Below are 15,502 nucleotides of genomic sequence, written 5' to 3' on the forward strand. Positions count from 1 at the left end.
AACTACCCGGACGGGGGATGTGTTTGAACCTTTTGCTAGCCAAGCGAGTTCGTTGTGACGTCTGACGCGGCGCGGAAGAAGCGAGCGATCGGACAAATCCTGCTGCTTGCAGCGGGATTTCTTGTGCTGGTCGCGATCAGCACCTCGTCGGTCGTGCTGGTCAACCAGGCCCGCAAGGACTCCGGCATGGTGGTTCACACCGTCGAGGTGGAAAACCAGCTATCGACCTTGCTCCTCGAGATCCGCCTGGCCGAGAGCGCGGCACGCGCCTATCTGCTCAATTCCCAGCAGACATTCCTGGACGAGCACGACGCCGCGGTGGCGTTCATCGTTCCCGGCTTCGACAAGCTCGCCGCGATCACCCGCGACAATCCCGTTCAGATCGCCAATGTCGAGCGACTGCGGCCCGCCATCCAAACCCGGCTCGGCGAATTTGCCAAGGCCGTCGATTTCGTGAAGCAGAACAATACGCCGGCCGCGATCGCCATGCTGCCGCAGACCGGGTCCGGCCCGGCGGTCCAGCAGATCGATCAGATCTCGCGGGACATCCGCACCGAGGAAGAGCGGCTGTTTTTCGAGCGCACACGCACCGCTGACCGCACCCAGGAACTCGCGTCCATCGTCACCGTGGCCGGATCGGGGTTGGTGATCGCCTTGGCCGGCCTGTCGGTGTTCCTGGTGCGGCGCTCCGCCCGCGCGCGCGACGAAGCCGAGGCACGGCTGCGTGAGAACGCCCTCAATCTGGAATTCACCGTGGAGGAGCGCACCGCCGACCTGCGCGAGGCCAATGACGAAATCCAGCGCTTCGCCTATATCGTCAGCCATGATCTGCGTTCGCCGCTGGTCAACATCATGGGCTTCACCAGCGAACTTGAGGAATTACGCGGCGACATTTTCCGCCGCATCGCCACCCTCGGCAATCCCGAACCGGTGGTCGCCAACGCCAACGGCGAACTGCCCGAGCCGGCGCTGGCCGAGCAGGACAAGCAACTCTCGCAGGACTTCACCGAGGCCCTGGGCTTCATCAAGTCGTCGATTGCCAAGATGGACCGGCTGATCAGCGCCATCCTCAACCTCACCCGTGAAGGTCGCCGCGAGTTCAAGCCGGTCCAGATCGACGTCCGCGACCTGATCGAGAACATCGCTTCCACGGTGGCGCACCAGGCCGCTGAGACCGAGACCACGATCCGCATCGAGCCGCTGCCCGACATTGTCAGCGACCGCCTGGCAATCGAACAGATTTTCTCAAATTTGATCGATAATGCGCTGAAGTATCTCAGGAACGGCGTGCCCGGCGACATCCTCGTCAAAGGCCGCACAAAACTCGGCTTTGCGATCTATGAGGTCGTCGACAACGGACGTGGCATCGACCCGAAGGACCACCAGCGGATCTTTGATCTTTTCCGGCGTGCAGGTACACAGGACAAACCGGGCCAGGGCATCGGGCTGGCGCATGTGCGCGCCCTGGTGCGGCGGCTGGGCGGCACCATGACGGTGGCGTCGGAACTGGGTCAAGGCAGCACTTTCACGATTACCCTGCCGGCAAGATGGACGGGGACCAAACGGGACAAGCAAGCATGAGCACACCTGTGAAAATCATCATGATCGAGGATGACGAGGGCCACGCCCGGCTGATCGAACGCAATATTCGCCGCTCCGGGGTCAATAACGAGATCCTGCCGTTCACCAACGGTACAGCTGCGGTCAATTACCTGTTCGGCGCCGATGGATCAGGTCTCGACCACAAGGACCAGGCGCTGCTGATCCTGCTCGACCTCAACCTGCCCGACATGACCGGGATCGACATCCTGCGTCGGGTCAAGGAAAACGATCACCTGAAGTGCGCGCCGGTCGTGGTCCTCACCACAACCGACGACGCCCACGAAATCAAGCGTTGCTACGAACTCGGTTGCAACGTCTATATTACCAAGCCGGTCAACTACGAGAGCTTCGCCAACGCGATCCGCCAACTCGGTCTGTTCTTCTCCGTCATCCAGGTTCCGCAAGCCACCGCATGAATTCAACCGCGCCATCCACCTTGCTGTATATCGACGACGACGCCGCTTTGGCGCGGCTGGTGGAGCGCGGCCTGAAACGGCAGGGCTATGCGGTCGAGCATTGCGACAACGGCGAAGCCGGCGTCGCCCGCATCCGGCAGGGCGGTATCGACGTGGTTGCGCTCGACCAGTACATGCCCGGGCTCGACGGACTTGAGACGCTGGAGTTGATCCAGGCGATTCCCGGCGCGCCGCCGGTGGTGTTCGTCACGGCGTCGCAGGACTCCAAGATCGCAGTGACGGCTCTGAAGGCCGGCGCCGCGGACTATCTGGTGAAGGACACCCAAGGCGACTTCGTCCCCCTGCTCCACGTCGCCGCCGACGGCGCGGTGAAGCAGGCCCGCATCCGCAAGGCGCGCGACGACGCCGAGGCCGAGGTCCACGCATCGCGCGACCGCTACGCGGCGCTGGCCGCCGAGCGCGAGGTGCTGCTGCGCGAGGTCAACCATCGCGTCGGCAACTCGCTGCAGATCATCGCCTCGCTGCTGCATCTGCAGGCCAACTCGTCCAGCGACGATGACGTCAAGGTGGCACTGACCAACGCCATGGGCCGCGTCGCCGCGGTGGCGCAGGTGCATCGCCGGCTCTACACCTCCCATGACCTCAAGAGCGTGCTGTTGAACCAGTATCTCGAGGCGCTGCTGGAAGACCTGCGGCGCTCCGCCGAGGGCAACCGGATGTCGCGGCTGACGCTGAAGGCCGAGCAGATGGAGATCGATCCCGACCGTGCGGTGGCGATCGGCATCATCGTCAACGAACTCGTCATGAACGCGGTCAAGTACGCCTATCCCGATGGCGCCGGCCCGATCCACGTGGTGCTGTCGGCGGACGGCGACGACATCATGCTGTCGATCACCGACGACGGCGTCGGCCTCAACGTCAAGCTCGATCCGCGCTCCACCGGCATGGGCCAGCGCATCGTCAACGCCATGGCCAACAAGCTCGAGGCCACCGTCGAGCGCGACCCCACGCATTCCGGCACCCGCATCGTGCTGCGCTTTCACGCGCGCACAGCCGCCGAAGTGGCCGCCGCCAAGGCGCCGCTCAGCGCGGCGAGCTGACCCGCCGATGGGTTAGTGGCGGACGGCTGATCTCAGGGACAGAGGTGCGCGATCACCTCAGCCCGCAGCGTCTGCACTTTCGGGCGTGAGCCGGGACGGCCAGCCAATGCGAACCAGCAATCCGTCCGGCCCGGAAATACCCACTTCGTAGAGACCCCATTCGCGGTGACGCAGGATGCCTCCGGGGCGGATGATCAGATCGTCAACACGCGCGGCGATGGCATCCACATGCGGCGTGCGGATGAAAACACCGAACGGGTTGTTCTGCTCGGACACCCGCCATGGCCCCTCCCCGGCCTGCGTCAGATGCAGCTCGCAGTCCCAACCGGTCATGATGATGTACTGTCCCTCGCCGCCGGTGCGCGCAAATCCGAGGCGCTCCCAGAACGGCACTGCGGCCGCTAGGTCATTGCTCGGGATGATGGCGAAGGCGCCGACGGTGGGGATGGTCATCGATCTGCTCCATAGGGTCTGGCCGCCATTTTACGGGCGGGCGGTATGCCGTGCCCGCCCGGACTTATACTGACGTCTGCGGCCGTTGCGCGCGCCCGATTCTCCGCTTCCCGACGTGCACATGCTTTCGTGATCTTGCTGCCTGTTGCAATCATTCGCGAGTTGGGTATTATTCGTTGCTTCCTTGGCAACCGGGCCCGTCTTTTTAGGCGGGCCGTTGCCATTTTAGGGGGCCTTTGCGATGACGCGCTCGAACCGTCTCGATCATATCCGGCTGACCTCGCATCCTGCGCCAGGCGCCAAACATGACTTTCCGATCCACTGGGGTGCTGCAACCGCGCGCGACCGCGGGCCGGTCATCGGCACCGTATCGCGGCCCGCGGACCGCAATGTCATCGGCACCCACGGCGGCTCCTATTCGGTGTATCGCGCTCTCGCCGTCTCTTCCGGCGCGCTCGACCCGATCCGCCGGCCCGACCTCACCAACACCCACCCCGCCGCCACCGTCGGCCCGTTCGAGCAGTGGATCGATCCGCAGAAGATCGTGTCGCTCGATCCCTGGGGCCATCTGGTCGGCGAGAATTTCGCCAAGGAAATCGCCGAAGGTATCGATATTCGCCCGAGCATCGCCATCACCCGTGCCCGGCTCGACCTGATCGAACTGCAGGGCGCCATCGCCGCCGGCCGGCTGAAGCAGGATGGCGAGGTCGTGCACAAGAACGGCAGCGTCTCCGTGGTCAAGATCGCCATCGATCCGGTCTGGCACCTGCCGGGCCTCGCCGCGCGCTTCGGCACCACCGAGAACAACCTGCGCCGCCAGCTGTTCGAACAGACCGCGGGCATGTTCCCCGAACTGGTGACGCGCCCCGACCTGCAGGTGTTCCTGCCGCCGATCGGCGGCATCACCGCCTACCTGTTCGGCGACGTCACCAAGCTGCCGGACCACACCACGTCGATCACCTGCCGCGTCCATGACGAGTGCAACGGCTCCGACGTATTCGGCTCCGACATCTGCACCTGCCGGCCTTATCTGATCCACGGCATCGAGGAATGCGCCAAGGCCGGCCAGAACGGCGGCCTCGGCATCATCATCTACAACCGCAAGGAAGGCCGCGCGCTCGGCGAGGTCACCAAGTTTCTGGTCTACAATGCGCGCAAGCGCCAGGAAGGCGGCGATGCCGCAGCTCAATACTTCGAGCGCACCGAATGCGTCGCTGGCGTGCAGGATGCCCGCTTCCAGCAGTTGATGCCGGATGTGATCCACTGGCTCGGCCTCAAGCGCATCGATCGCTTCATCTCCATGAGCGACATGAAGCACGACGCGCTGACCAGCCAGGGCGTGGAAATCGTCGAGCGCGTCTCGATTCCGGACGACATGATCCCGGCTGACGCCCATGTGGAAATGACCGCCAAGAAGGCCGCCGGCTACTATTCGCCGGAGCCGGTGACGCCGCAGGATCTCTCGGATTCGGTCGGCCGTTCGCTCGAGAAGTATTGAGAGCGCAACGGTGAACTCATTGAATCCCGATACCTCGGCCGCCTTGTCACTGCTGTCGGCCCGCGCCGTCCGTGAACGCGCCCATCGCCTGCTGGCGATCGGGCTCGACGACGGACTGCAACACTTCCGCATCGATCTCGGCCGCATGGACGCGGCCGTCGATCTCGTGCTGGACACCACCCGCGCCGCCTATCCGTCGCTCAACGTGCCCTTCCATTCGCGCTGGCGACACTTCGTCAACAACGGCGACAACCGCTGGGCGACGCTGGCTGACGCTACCGTCTGGAAAGACAGCGCCGCCCGCGCGCGCGCCGAGTTCGACCTCGCCATCGTCAGCGTGTTTCTCGACGCCGGCGCCGGACCGGCGTGGCGCTACACCGACCCGAAGACCGGCGAAAAGATCGCCCGCTCCGAAGGACTCGGCCTGGCCAGCCTCGCAATGTTCTGCGACGGCGCATTTTCGGCCGATCCGCAGCAACCGTTGCGCGTCGACGCCGCCGTGCTGGCAAAACTCGACGTCGCCGATCTCGCGCGCGGCATGCAGGTCTCGGACGCCAATCCGCTGGTCGGCCTCGATGGCCGCGCCGACCTGCTGCGCCGGCTCGGCACGCTGGTAGCATCGAAGCCTGATGTGTTCGGCATGCATGACACGCCCCGGCCCGGCGGGCTGTTCGACCAGCTCGTGATGTTCTCGCATCAGGGCAAGCTGCCGGCGCCGACCATCCTCTCGGTGCTGCTGCAGCGGCTCGGCCCGATCTGGCCGTCGCGGCTGACACTCGGCGGCATCGCGCTCGGCGACTGCTGGAGACATCCGGCGCTGAAATCGGACGACGCCACCAGCGAATTGATGCCGCTGCACAAGCTGTCGCAATGGCTGTCCTATTCGCTCATCGAGCCGCTGCAGACCGCAGGCGTCGACGTCACCAACATCGATGGCCTCACCGGCCTCGCCGAGTACCGCAACGGCGGCCTTTTCGTCGATATCGGCGTCCTCAACTTTCGCGACCCGAGTGACGAAGCGCGCGAGCACGACGTGTCGTCGACACTGGTCGTTGAATGGCGCGCGCTCACCGTGGCGCTGCTCGACCAGCTCGCGGAAGGCGTGCGGGAGAAGCTGCAGCTGGACTCGACCTCGCTTCCGCTGGCGAAGATACTGGAAGGCGGCAGCTGGGCCGCCGGACGCGTGCTGGCGCGCCAGCGTCGCGCGGATTCCTCGCCGCCGATCAAGGTGATCAGCGACGGCACCGTATTCTGAAACAGAAAGACCAATGATGGACGGCGTCAATATCGTTACCCACCCGCTGGTGCAGCACAAGCTGACGCTGATCCGCGACAAGACCCGCTCGACCAAGGGGTTTCGCGAGCTGCTGAACGAGATCGGCATGCTGCTGTGCTACGAGGTGACGCGCGACCTGCCGCTCACCGACGTAGAAATCGAGACTCCGATCACAAAGATGATCGGCAAGGAAATCGCCGGCAAGAAACTGGTGTTCGCGCCGATCCTGCGCGCCGGCCTGTCCTTCGTCGAAGGCATGATCGACCTCGTGCCGTCGGCGCGCATCGCCCATATCGGCCTGTACCGCGATCCCGAGACCTTTGTGGCAGTGGAGTATTTCTTCAAGGCGCCCGGCAATCTCGACGAGCGGCTGGTGATCGTGATCGATCCCATGCTGGCCACCGCCAACACCGCCGTTGCGGCGATTGACCGCATCAAGGAGCGCGGCGCCAAGGATATCCGCTTCGTCTGCCTGCTGGCCTCGCCCGAGGGCATCGAGCGGCTGCGCGGCGCGCATCCCGACGTGCCGATCTGGACCGCTGCGGTGGACGATCACCTCAACGAGCACGCTTACATCGTTCCCGGCCTCGGCGACGCCGGCGACCGCTCGTATGGAACGAAATAGGCGATTGGTCTCGTTCCCCGGATGCTGCGCAACGCGCCCCTCTGGGGGCGTGGTGCGCTGCTGATCCGGGGTCCCGGTTGGCGCGAAAAGAAACCGGGGATACCGGATCTGCGGAGCGGCACAAGACAGCGATGCTTCGCATCACAAGGCCGCACCGCGTCCGGGAAACGTGACAGTGTTGTCCTTGCTTTCCATCGCCTCGCGCGCGCCACCCTGCTAACGTCCCGCGATGACGTCCCGCGATTCCGCTTCGTCCGAAATCACCCCCGAAGTGCTGCTGCGCGCCTATGCCTGCGGCATCTTCCCGATGGCCGAAAGCGTCGACGATCCCACGCTGTTCTGGGTCGAGCCCGAGCAGCGCGGCCTGATCCCGCTCGACGGCTTTCGCATCAGTTCGCGGCTCGCCCGCACGGTGCGCTCGGACGCCTTCACGGTCACCGTCGATACCGCCTTCACCCGGGTGATCGACGGCTGTGCCGCGCCCTCGCCCGGCCGCGACGACACCTGGATCAACAAGCGGATCCGCGAACTTTACACCGGGCTGTACGAGATGGGGCACGCCCACAGCGTCGAGGTCTGGCAGGACGGCGATCTCGCCGGCGGGCTGTACGGCGTCAGTCTCGGCCGCGCGTTCTTCGGCGAAAGCATGTTCCACCGCGCCCGCGACGCGTCGAAGGTAGGGTTGGTGCATCTGGTAGCGCGGCTGATCGCCGGCAATTTCGCGCTGCTCGACACCCAATACGTGACGGATCACCTGCGCAGCTTCGGCGCCATCGAAGTCCCGCGGCGGCGCTATCGCACGCTGCTCGACGCCGCGCTGGTCGCCGGCGCCGACTTCGCCGTGCTGCCGATGGATCATCCGGTCACCGGCGCCAAGGCGCTGGAGATCATCGCCGCGCGCGAGAGTAGACCAACCCCGGCCTGAGACAGCCTGCTACCGGAAGCCCGGGAGCGGGGCCGGCTGGATCGGCTGCACCTGCTGCGCCGCCGAGGGCGGACGGGGCGGCTGCTTGGGCGCGACGCGCTTCTGCGGCGCGGGCGGCTTCGGCGCCTCGGGCGCCGCGGTGGCGACGGTGGCCTCCGGGCCTTTGCAGTCGGTCAGCCAGATGTCGTAGATCGGATGCTCGACGCCGTGCAGGCCGGGACTGGCGGCGAACATCCAGCCTGAGAAGATCCGCTTCACCTCGCCCTGCAAAGTGATTTCATCGACTTCGACGAAGGCGTCGGTGTTGGCGGCCTCGGTGGCCGGGCGGGTGTAGCAGGCGTCGGTCTTCACCCGCAGCGCACCGAACTGCACGGTCTCGCCGATGTCGGCGTCGAAATTGATGATGCGGCCGGTGATCTTGTCGAGGCCGGAGAAGCTCGCCTTCTTGTTGACGATCTTCTGCGCCGGCGGCTCCGCGACCACCTCGTCGCCGGGCTGCAGGGTGGCCGCCGTCGGCGGTGCCACCTTCGGCGGCTGGCGCTGGCCCGGGGGCACTGGAGTCGGCGGCGCGACAGCAATGCTCGGCGGTGCAGCGCCACCGGGCGGGTTCTGCGGAATCACGGTGGTGGCCGGCGGCGGCGCCAGCGGCTGCGTCTGCACCGCGCCGGGCGGCGGCACGCCCTGCCCCGGCCCCGGCCGGGTCGGCAGCAAACGGCCCTGCGGCAATTCGGGCACTTCTTCCTCGTCGTCGAACTGCGGCGGCGGATTGCCCCGCGGCACGTTGCCGGGCGGGCGTGGCGCGGGATCGCCGAACAGCGTGCCGAACTGCGCCCGCGCCGGCGGCACGAACGACAGGATGGAGGCGGCCATCAGGGCCGCAAAACCGGCGAGGGTCAGGGTTCGGAACATCTGTGCGGCTTCAATCGACGAATCAGGGGCGCGACATTGTAACTGCTGCGTACTGCTGCGGCCGCTCGCAATAGCTCCGGTTAACACGCCGATTGCGGCGGCGAAAGGGCATGGCGCCGGCCGGCCGCGGCGCCTGCGCGCCGGCGACTGGCCACGCCGCCGCCGCCATGGAATAGTCCGTCGCAGGTACCGGCTCGCAGCCATGCGACGCCGCGCCGTCGATCCGGAGCAACCGGACGCGCAGGGAGAACCAGGACATGGTCGACAGCATTCGTCTGGACGGCAGGATCGCGGTGGTCACCGGCGCCGCAGGCGTCATCGGAACCGAAACCATCCGGCTGCTGGCGCGCCGCGGCGCCTGCATCGTCGCCGTCGACCGCGACGCGGACAAGCTCAAGCATGCGGTCCAGGGCCTTCCCGCCCATGCCGAGACCCTGGCCATCGTCGCCGACGTCAGCCGCGAGGAGGACGTCGCCGGCTATGTCAAACACGCCATGGCCAAGTTCAGCCGCATCGACGTGTTCTTCAACAATGCCGGCATCGAGGGCGAGATCGGACCGATCGTCGACGCCTCGGTGGAGAATTTCCGCCGCGTGCTGGAGGTCAACGTGGTCGGCGTGTTCCTCGGCATGAAGCATGTGCTGCCGGTGATGCTGAAACAGAACTCCGGCTCGATCATCAACACCGCGTCGATCGCCGGCCTCATGGGTTCGCCCGACATCATCGCCTACACCGCCAGCAAGCATGCGGTGATCGGCATGACCAAGAACGCGGCGCTGGAATGCAGCGGCACCAAGGTGCGCGTCAACTGCGTATGCCCCGGCCTGATCGACAGCCGCATGCTCAGCGCCATCATCGACGGCCGCAGCGGCGGCACGCCGGTGCCGGTGGAGCGCGTGGTCGACCGCACTCCGGCGCGGCGGCTCGGCCTTGCCGCCGAAGTGGCACCGGTCGTTGCCTTCCTGGCCTCCGATGACGCAAGCTATGTCACCGGCGCCGCCTACACCGTCGATGGCGGCCGCACCGCCTCGTAACAAACCAACAACAGGTCAGTCCATGCCCGTCGTTCTCGATCCCGATGCCGCCGCCGTGCTCGCCGCCCTTCGCGCGGCCGGCCGGCCGCCCTACGAAACGCTGACGCCGGCCGAGGCGCGGGAGTGGTACCTCAAGGCCCGCGAGGTCGCCAATCCCGTGCCGCCGCCGCTCGCCTCCGTACATGCCATGACCGTGCCCGGCCCCGCCGGCGCCATTCCGGTGCGCATCTACACACCGCTCACCCTGCGCAAGGCCGATGGCATGGCACCGTGCCTGGTGTTCTTTCATGGCGGCGGCTGGGTGATCGGCGATCTCGACTCCCATGACGTGGTCTGCCGCACCCTGGCCGCGGAAGGCGAGATGATCGTGATCTCGGTGGACTATCGCCTCGCTCCCGAACACAAGTTTCCCGCCGCTATCGACGACGCCCTCGCCGCCACGCGCTGGATCGCCGACAACGCGGTGGCGCTGAACATCGACGCCAACAGGATCGTGGTCGGAGGCGACAGCGCCGGCGGCAATCTCGCCGCCATCGTCGCCATCGACGCGCGCGAACATGGGCCGAAGCTCGCCGGTCAGGTGCTGATCTATCCGGCCACCGACTTCCGCATGACGCATCCATCGCACAGCGAGCCGGAGACCGACTGCCTGCTGACGCATAATGTGATCCGCTGGTTCCGCGACCACTATCTGAACGGCGCCGACGACGTCGACAACTGGCGGGCGTCGCCGGCCCGCGTCGACGATCTCGCCGGCTTGCCGCCGGCCTATGTGATCACCGCCGGCGCCGATCCGTTACGCGACGAAGGCGACGAATATGCCGACCGTCTCCGGGACGCCGGCGTCGCCGTCAGCAACAAGACCTATCCCGGCCAGTTTCACGGCTTCATCACCATGGGCAAGATCCTGCCGCGGGCCAACGACGCGCTGCACGATATCGGTGCATGGCTGAAGGCGCTCGGCTAGGCTACGGAACCAGGGATTCGAGGAAAACCATGCCGGCGCCCGATGATCTGTTCGAAATGCGACGGCTGGAGGCGCTGAGCAACACTATTTTCGGCGTCGCCATGACGCTGCTCGCCTACAACCTGCCGAAGGCGTCCGGGCTCAGCGCCGCCCCGGACTGGACCGAGCTTGCCCGCACCTACGCGCCGCACGTCGTGCCGCTGATGCTCAGCTTCATCATCGCCGGCGTGTTCTGGTTCAGCCACCAGCGCCGCCTCGCCATGGCGCCGCAAGCCGGCCGCGGCGTGGTGTTTCTCAACCTGCTGTTCCTGCTGTCGATCATCGTGCTGCCGGCCACCAACGGACTGTACGGCAATCTGCGCGACAGCACCGTGGTCGCCGTGCTCTACGGACTGCATCTCACCGTGATCGCGGCCCTCAATGCGGTGTTGTGGCTGCTGGCGCTGGGCGGGCAGCGCCACTTCGACACCCTGGCGGGGGCATTCTTGCCGGTCGTGGTCTTTCTGCTCGGCACCGCCACCGCCGTCGTTGCCCCGGCATGGGCGCCCTACTTCTGGTCCTTGGCGTTTGCCGCACCGCTGCTCGGCTATTTCAGCCGGCGTCGGCGCGAGGCCTGAACGGCGGCGCTCAACACTACCTTCCGTGAGACGCCGGCGACCACGCACGTTACCCGCCCCCCGCGCCTCAGTTGATCCGTGCCGCCCGCCGCAGCGCCTGCGGCGGCTGGCCGAAGCTGCGGATGAAGGCCCGGCGCATCCGTTCGGGGTCGCCGAAGCCGGTGGCCCTCGCCACCCCTTCGATCGCCTCGCTGGACGACTGCACGCGCTCACGCGCCACCTCGATGCGCAGCCGCTCCACCGCCTTGGCCGGCGTGGTGCCGGTCTCGGCGATGAAGGCGCGGGAAAAATGCCGCGCGCTCATGCCGGCCTGCTCCGCCAGCCGCTCGACCGTGAGCGGCTGCGGCAGATGCTCGCGCGCCCAGGCCAGCAACGGGGCGAAGCGGCCGGACGGCGTCTTCAACTCGAGCAGCGCCGAGAACTGCGACTGACCGCCGCTGCGGCGCTGATACAATACCGGCTGCTGCGCCGTCGCCTGCGCCACCGCCTCGCCGTTGTCCTCCGCAATCATCGCCAGCGCCAGGTCGATGCCGGCACTGATGCCGGCCGACGTCCACGTCTCGCCGTCACGGGTGTAGATCTGGTCGGGCTCCAATCGCACCTCGGGATAGGTCGCGCAAAAATGCGCGGTGTGCCGCCAGTGCGTGGTGGCGCGGCGGCCATCGAGCAGGCCCGCTTCCGCCAGGACATAGGCGCCCGAACAGACGCTGGCGATGCGGACGCCGCGGCGGGCCGCGGCGCGGATGAAGCCCTGCAAGCGTCGAGATGCGGCGGCGGTGCGAACGCCGGCGCCCCCGACCACGAGCAGCGTGCGCAGCGCCGCGGTCGAGCGGAGGCTCCGCGCCATCAGGGCGACGCCCGACGAACTGCGCACCTCGCCCGGCGTCTCCGCCAGCACCCTGATCGTCGCCGGCGCGCCGCTGATGCGGCCGGCAATCTCGAACGCCGAGATCGGGCCTGCGGCATCGAGCAGCTGGAACTCGGGAAACACCAAAATGCCGATCATCGTATGTCCGTTAACGAGGGAAGTTAGACATTTCGGACAGGTGGTGATCATGCCACGCTGGCGCCGTCAACAACCGTTCGGAGCCTCACCATGTCCACCCTTCACATCGGCCTGCTGGTGTTTCCACAGGTGACCCAGCTCGATCTCACCGGCCCGCTGCAGGTGTTCACCCGGCTGCCCGGCGCCACGGTGCACCTGATCTGGAAGCGCATCGAACCGGTCCCGAGCGACACGGTGCTGGCGCTGCTACCGACAGTGACCTTTGATGACTGTCCCCAGCTCGACGTGATCTGCGTGCCCGGCGGGGCCGGCAGCGACGACATGGCCAATGACGCGGAGACGCTGGCCTTCCTGCGCCGCCAGGCGGCGGGCGCGCGCTACATCACCTCGGTGTGCACTGGCGCGCTGGTGCTTGGCGCGGCCGGCCTGCTGCAGGACTACCGGTCCACCACGCACTGGTCGGCGCTGGAGTTTCTGGCGGCATTCGGCGCCATTCCCACGGCGACGCGGGTCTGCGTCGACCGCAACCGCATCAGCGGCGGCGGGGTCACGGCGGGCATCGATTTCGCGCTGACTCTGGTTTCGATTCTGGCCGACCGCACCACCGCCGAGGCAATCCAGTTGGCGCTGGAATACAACCCGGCGCCGCCGTTCAGCGCGGGATCGCCGGACATCGCGCCCCCAGAGGTGCTGGCACTGGTGACCGGCCGCATGGCCGGCGCCAAGCAACGCCGCAGCGAGGCCGTGCAGCGCGCCGCGGCGCGGCTCGGTTCACAGGCGGCGTAAGGCTTACTGGCCGGGGGTCCAGGGCTGGTAGTCGCCGGTGGCCTTGGGGCGGCGGCCGCTGGCCAGCGTCGAGCCGGACGGCCGGTAGGCGGCGGGCGTGCCGGTCAGGTTGGGCTGATGCGGCTTCTGCCATTCGCGCGGCGTGTAGCTCTCTTCGGTGGGCGCCACGTCGACGGTGTGGTGCAGCCAGCCGTGCCATGACGGCGGCACCTTGGAGGCCTCGGCATAGCCGTTATAGACCACCCAGCGCCGCTCAAAGCCTAGCGTCGGGTCGATCTTGCCGCCTTTGGTGCGGTAATAGGTGTTGCCGGTCTCGTCGGTGCCAACCAGCTCGCCGAAGCGCCAGGTCCACAATTGCGTGCCGAAGGTCTGGCCGCTCCACCAGGTGAAAAATTTCAGCCAAAACAGTTTCATAGGCCGCGCCGGTTCGAGAATGCTGGGCTGTTGATGCCATCGGCGGCGGCAATTGTCCAGTTTTGCGACCGCTGGCGGCCAGTTTTGCGCTCGCAACTCGGCGTGACCGGCCTCGCAACGGCGGCACTCCGGCCATAGCTGTTTGGCGACATCCTGTCGCGGAGCGGTGGCGAGCCGTTCATCCCGCATACATTTGGCACCTGTCAGCCTGCGAAACGCGAACAGGATGCTTTCTTGGGAACCCGCCCGCCGCAAGACGGTTAGATGATGGGGACGTCCCGCAGATGGAGCCGACGACGATGAATTTGAAACTGTTGAGTGCAGTAGCCGTCATGGCGCTTGCCATTCCCGCCCTGACCCCGACCGCGAGCTTCGCGCAGGTCGATAAAGGCGGCGCCGTTGCTGGCGGTGGCGGTCCGCGCGTCGGAGGTGGCGGCGGTGGTCCGCGCATGGGCGGCGGTGGCGGCGGCCCCCAGTTCCATGGCGGAGGCGGTGGCCCGCGCTTTAACGGCGGCGGCGGGCCGCGATACGGTGGCGGCTATGGCGGCGGTGGCTGGCATCATCGCGGCGGCGGAGGTGGCTTTGTGCCGGGCCTGATCGCTGGTGGCATTATCGGCGGGGCGCTGGCCGCTCCCGGTGGCTATTACGGCAACAGCTACGGCTATTACGGCAACAGCTACTCCAACGGGCCGTATTATGGCGGCCCCTATGACGATGGTGGCGAAGTGGTTGAGGTCGCGCCGAGCGGTGGCGACGATGTCGCCTACTGCATGCAGACCTACAAGTCCTACAACCCGCGCACCGGGACCTATCTCGGTTATGACGGTTTGCGGCACGCCTGCCCGTAACCGGTCGTCTACCCGATTGGAAAGGACGGCGCTTGGCGCCGTCCTTTCTACGTTTCTACGCGCGCGTTGCCAGCGCGACGCCGGCCAGTGTGAACAGCAGCGCGGCAATCTTTCCGATGCTCAGCGGCTCATGCAGTGCAATGGCCGAGCCGACCACGCCGATCACCGGCACCGCCATGGTGCCAATGGCCGCCACCGATGCCGGCAACATCTTCACCGCCGCGAACCAGCAGACATAGGCGGCACACAACGGCACCGCCACGACATAGGCAAGCAGCGCCCAGATGCCCCATGACAGGGTGTCGAAATGCGCGGTCTCCAACGTCATGCCGAGCAGCGACACCGGCAGGCAGCCGATGCCGATCTGCCACGCCGACGAGCTCAGCAGCGGCAATGCGAGTTTGAAGCGCTTCGCCAGCACGGTGCCGAGCGCAAAGCCGAACGCGCCGAGCAGCGCCAGTGCCACACCTGGAAGCTTCTGCAGGCTGGCCGAGATGCCGACGCCGCCCATCAGCGCGACGATACCCGCAAAGGCCATCAGCATCGCCAGCATCCGCCGCAGCGACATCCGCTCGCCCAGGATCCACCAGGCCAGCAGCGACGCCAGCACGGGCATGGTGCAAGCAAGCACGGCCGCCTCGCCGCCCGACAGCCACAACAGCGATACGCCGATCAGCGCCGACCAGCCGGAGACATTGAGCAACGCCAGTACGACAAGCGGCGCCCATACCTGCCGCGGGACGCGCAAACTATCGCCGCGCGCCACGGCCAGCCCTGCCAGTAACATCGCGCCGACCACACCGGTGAAGCCCCGCGTTGTCAGCGGCGGCAGTTCGCCCAGCAGGAATTTCATCACCGGCCAGTTCAGGCCCCAGGCGATCGAGGTAATGGCGAGGAACAGCAGGCCGATGGGCGCAATGCGCGTACGCGCGGCGGACGGAGTTGAGACTGTCATGGGGACCGGTTGGACGGGGGCGGCGGCGACGTCGCGAGGACCTCTACATATCACCTGCCGATGACCAATGT

The 15,502-nt window shown here is 66.7% G+C and carries 17 protein-coding genes; 12 read left to right on the top strand and 5 right to left on the bottom strand.

Annotated elements, in window-relative coordinates; all coding sequences use genetic code 11:
* The first annotated feature begins 54 nt into the window (after positions 1-54).
* Genes ACUXVA_RS22920 through ACUXVA_RS22930 form a run of 3 tightly spaced genes read left to right on the top strand, consistent with a single transcriptional unit; the run spans position 55 to position 3,118 of the window.
* Positions 55-1,581, top strand: a complete 1,527-nt coding sequence (locus tag ACUXVA_RS22920) for a sensor histidine kinase (RefSeq protein ID WP_265078236.1) — start codon at positions 55-57, stop codon at positions 1,579-1,581.
* Positions 1,578-2,018 (top strand): response regulator, encoded by a 441-nt coding sequence (locus tag ACUXVA_RS22925; RefSeq protein WP_445488301.1) that lies wholly within the window; start codon positions 1,578-1,580, stop codon positions 2,016-2,018. Before ACUXVA_RS22920 ends, ACUXVA_RS22925 begins: the two co-directional genes overlap by 4 nt.
* Entirely contained in the window at positions 2,015-3,118 is a 1,104-nt protein-coding gene (locus tag ACUXVA_RS22930) for a sensor histidine kinase (protein WP_445488303.1), read from the top strand. Before ACUXVA_RS22925 ends, ACUXVA_RS22930 begins: the two co-directional genes overlap by 4 nt.
* A gap of 57 nt (positions 3,119-3,175) precedes the next feature.
* Here ACUXVA_RS22930 and ACUXVA_RS22935 read toward each other — a convergent pair whose 3' ends face one another.
* A complete protein-coding gene (locus tag ACUXVA_RS22935; protein ID WP_445488305.1) occupies positions 3,176-3,571 on the bottom strand; it encodes a glyoxalase in 396 nt (131 codons plus the stop codon).
* Positions 3,572-3,812: 241 nt separating this feature from the next.
* On the opposite strand from ACUXVA_RS22935, the gene ACUXVA_RS22940 reads away from it, so the two are divergent.
* The 4 genes from ACUXVA_RS22940 to aat all read left to right on the top strand — a co-directional run bounded on the left by ACUXVA_RS22940 (position 3,813) and on the right by aat (position 7,895).
* Positions 3,813-5,069, top strand: a complete 1,257-nt coding sequence (locus ACUXVA_RS22940; RefSeq protein WP_445488307.1) for a GTP cyclohydrolase II — start codon at positions 3,813-3,815, stop codon at positions 5,067-5,069.
* Between the two features lie 19 nt (positions 5,070-5,088).
* Complete coding sequence (locus tag ACUXVA_RS22945) at positions 5,089-6,324, top strand: URC4/urg3 family protein (RefSeq protein WP_445493339.1); 1,236 nt, start codon at positions 5,089-5,091, stop codon at positions 6,322-6,324.
* A gap of 16 nt (positions 6,325-6,340) precedes the next feature.
* Complete coding sequence (gene upp, locus ACUXVA_RS22950; protein WP_265083687.1) at positions 6,341-6,970, top strand: uracil phosphoribosyltransferase; 630 nt, start codon at positions 6,341-6,343, stop codon at positions 6,968-6,970.
* A gap of 229 nt (positions 6,971-7,199) precedes the next feature.
* Positions 7,200-7,895 (top strand): leucyl/phenylalanyl-tRNA--protein transferase, encoded by a 696-nt coding sequence (gene aat, locus ACUXVA_RS22955; RefSeq protein ID WP_445488309.1) that lies wholly within the window; start codon positions 7,200-7,202, stop codon positions 7,893-7,895.
* Between the two features lie 9 nt (positions 7,896-7,904).
* Here aat and ACUXVA_RS22960 read toward each other — a convergent pair whose 3' ends face one another.
* Positions 7,905-8,804: a DUF2155 domain-containing protein gene (locus tag ACUXVA_RS22960; protein WP_445488311.1), complete on the bottom strand. Its 900-nt coding sequence runs from the start codon at positions 8,802-8,804 to the stop codon at positions 7,905-7,907.
* 257 nt (positions 8,805-9,061) lie between these two features.
* On the opposite strand from ACUXVA_RS22960, the gene ACUXVA_RS22965 reads away from it, so the two are divergent.
* The 3 genes from ACUXVA_RS22965 to ACUXVA_RS22975 are packed head-to-tail and all read left to right on the top strand — an operon-like array spanning position 9,062 to position 11,422.
* A complete protein-coding gene (locus tag ACUXVA_RS22965; protein ID WP_445488313.1) occupies positions 9,062-9,838 on the top strand; it encodes an SDR family NAD(P)-dependent oxidoreductase in 777 nt (258 codons plus the stop codon).
* Between the two features lie 22 nt (positions 9,839-9,860).
* A complete protein-coding gene (locus ACUXVA_RS22970) occupies positions 9,861-10,805 on the top strand; it encodes an alpha/beta hydrolase (protein ID WP_445488315.1) in 945 nt (314 codons plus the stop codon).
* Positions 10,806-10,834: 29 nt separating this feature from the next.
* Positions 10,835-11,422, top strand: coding sequence for a TMEM175 family protein (locus ACUXVA_RS22975; RefSeq protein ID WP_445488317.1), 588 nt, complete (start codon positions 10,835-10,837; stop codon positions 11,420-11,422).
* A gap of 67 nt (positions 11,423-11,489) precedes the next feature.
* On the opposite strand, the gene ACUXVA_RS22980 is transcribed toward ACUXVA_RS22975, so the two are convergent.
* Complete coding sequence (locus ACUXVA_RS22980; RefSeq protein WP_445488319.1) at positions 11,490-12,428, bottom strand: GlxA family transcriptional regulator; 939 nt, start codon at positions 12,426-12,428, stop codon at positions 11,490-11,492.
* A 90-nt stretch (positions 12,429-12,518) separates the two neighbouring features.
* On the opposite strand from ACUXVA_RS22980, the gene ACUXVA_RS22985 reads away from it, so the two are divergent.
* Complete coding sequence (locus ACUXVA_RS22985) at positions 12,519-13,214, top strand: DJ-1/PfpI family protein (protein WP_445488321.1); 696 nt, start codon at positions 12,519-12,521, stop codon at positions 13,212-13,214.
* Between the two features lie 3 nt (positions 13,215-13,217).
* On the opposite strand, the gene ACUXVA_RS22990 is transcribed toward ACUXVA_RS22985, so the two are convergent.
* A complete protein-coding gene (locus ACUXVA_RS22990) occupies positions 13,218-13,628 on the bottom strand; it encodes an NADH:ubiquinone oxidoreductase subunit NDUFA12 (RefSeq protein ID WP_265078225.1) in 411 nt (136 codons plus the stop codon).
* A 299-nt stretch (positions 13,629-13,927) separates the two neighbouring features.
* On the opposite strand from ACUXVA_RS22990, the gene ACUXVA_RS22995 reads away from it, so the two are divergent.
* Entirely contained in the window at positions 13,928-14,476 is a 549-nt protein-coding gene (locus tag ACUXVA_RS22995) for a BA14K family protein (protein WP_445488323.1), read from the top strand.
* 55 nt (positions 14,477-14,531) lie between these two features.
* Here the strand turns inward: ACUXVA_RS22995 and ACUXVA_RS23000 are convergent, their stop codons facing one another.
* Positions 14,532-15,431 (bottom strand): DMT family transporter, encoded by a 900-nt coding sequence (locus ACUXVA_RS23000; protein WP_445488325.1) that lies wholly within the window; start codon positions 15,429-15,431, stop codon positions 14,532-14,534.
* Positions 15,432-15,502 lie beyond the last annotated feature (71 nt).

The sequence above is a fragment of the Rhodopseudomonas sp. RCAM05734 genome (assembly GCF_052658035.1).

Bases quoted from the DNA above. Each gene is read 5' to 3' on its own strand.
- ACUXVA_RS22970 (WP_445488315.1), top strand. From the start codon at position 9,861: ATGCCCGTCGTTCTCGATCCCGATGCCGCCGCCGTGCTCGCCGCCCTT.
- ACUXVA_RS22930 (WP_445488303.1), top strand. From the start codon at position 2,015: ATGAATTCAACCGCGCCATCCACCTTGCTGTATATCGACGACGACGCC.
- ACUXVA_RS22975 (WP_445488317.1), top strand. From the start codon at position 10,835: ATGCCGGCGCCCGATGATCTGTTCGAAATGCGACGGCTGGAGGCGCTG.
- ACUXVA_RS23000 (WP_445488325.1), bottom strand. From the start codon at position 15,431: ATGACAGTCTCAACTCCGTCCGCCGCGCGTACGCGCATTGCGCCCATC.
- ACUXVA_RS22990 (WP_265078225.1), bottom strand. From the start codon at position 13,628: ATGAAACTGTTTTGGCTGAAATTTTTCACCTGGTGGAGCGGCCAGACC.
- ACUXVA_RS22960 (WP_445488311.1), bottom strand. From the start codon at position 8,804: ATGTTCCGAACCCTGACCCTCGCCGGTTTTGCGGCCCTGATGGCCGCC.
- ACUXVA_RS22985 (WP_445488321.1), top strand. From the start codon at position 12,519: ATGTCCACCCTTCACATCGGCCTGCTGGTGTTTCCACAGGTGACCCAG.
- ACUXVA_RS22935 (WP_445488305.1), bottom strand. From the start codon at position 3,571: ATGACCATCCCCACCGTCGGCGCCTTCGCCATCATCCCGAGCAATGAC.
- aat (WP_445488309.1), top strand. From the start codon at position 7,200: ATGACGTCCCGCGATTCCGCTTCGTCCGAAATCACCCCCGAAGTGCTG.
- ACUXVA_RS22995 (WP_445488323.1), top strand. From the start codon at position 13,928: ATGAATTTGAAACTGTTGAGTGCAGTAGCCGTCATGGCGCTTGCCATT.
- ACUXVA_RS22965 (WP_445488313.1), top strand. From the start codon at position 9,062: ATGGTCGACAGCATTCGTCTGGACGGCAGGATCGCGGTGGTCACCGGC.
- ACUXVA_RS22925 (WP_445488301.1), top strand. From the start codon at position 1,578: ATGAGCACACCTGTGAAAATCATCATGATCGAGGATGACGAGGGCCAC.
- ACUXVA_RS22940 (WP_445488307.1), top strand. From the start codon at position 3,813: ATGACGCGCTCGAACCGTCTCGATCATATCCGGCTGACCTCGCATCCT.
- upp (WP_265083687.1), top strand. From the start codon at position 6,341: ATGGACGGCGTCAATATCGTTACCCACCCGCTGGTGCAGCACAAGCTG.
- ACUXVA_RS22980 (WP_445488319.1), bottom strand. From the start codon at position 12,428: ATGATCGGCATTTTGGTGTTTCCCGAGTTCCAGCTGCTCGATGCCGCA.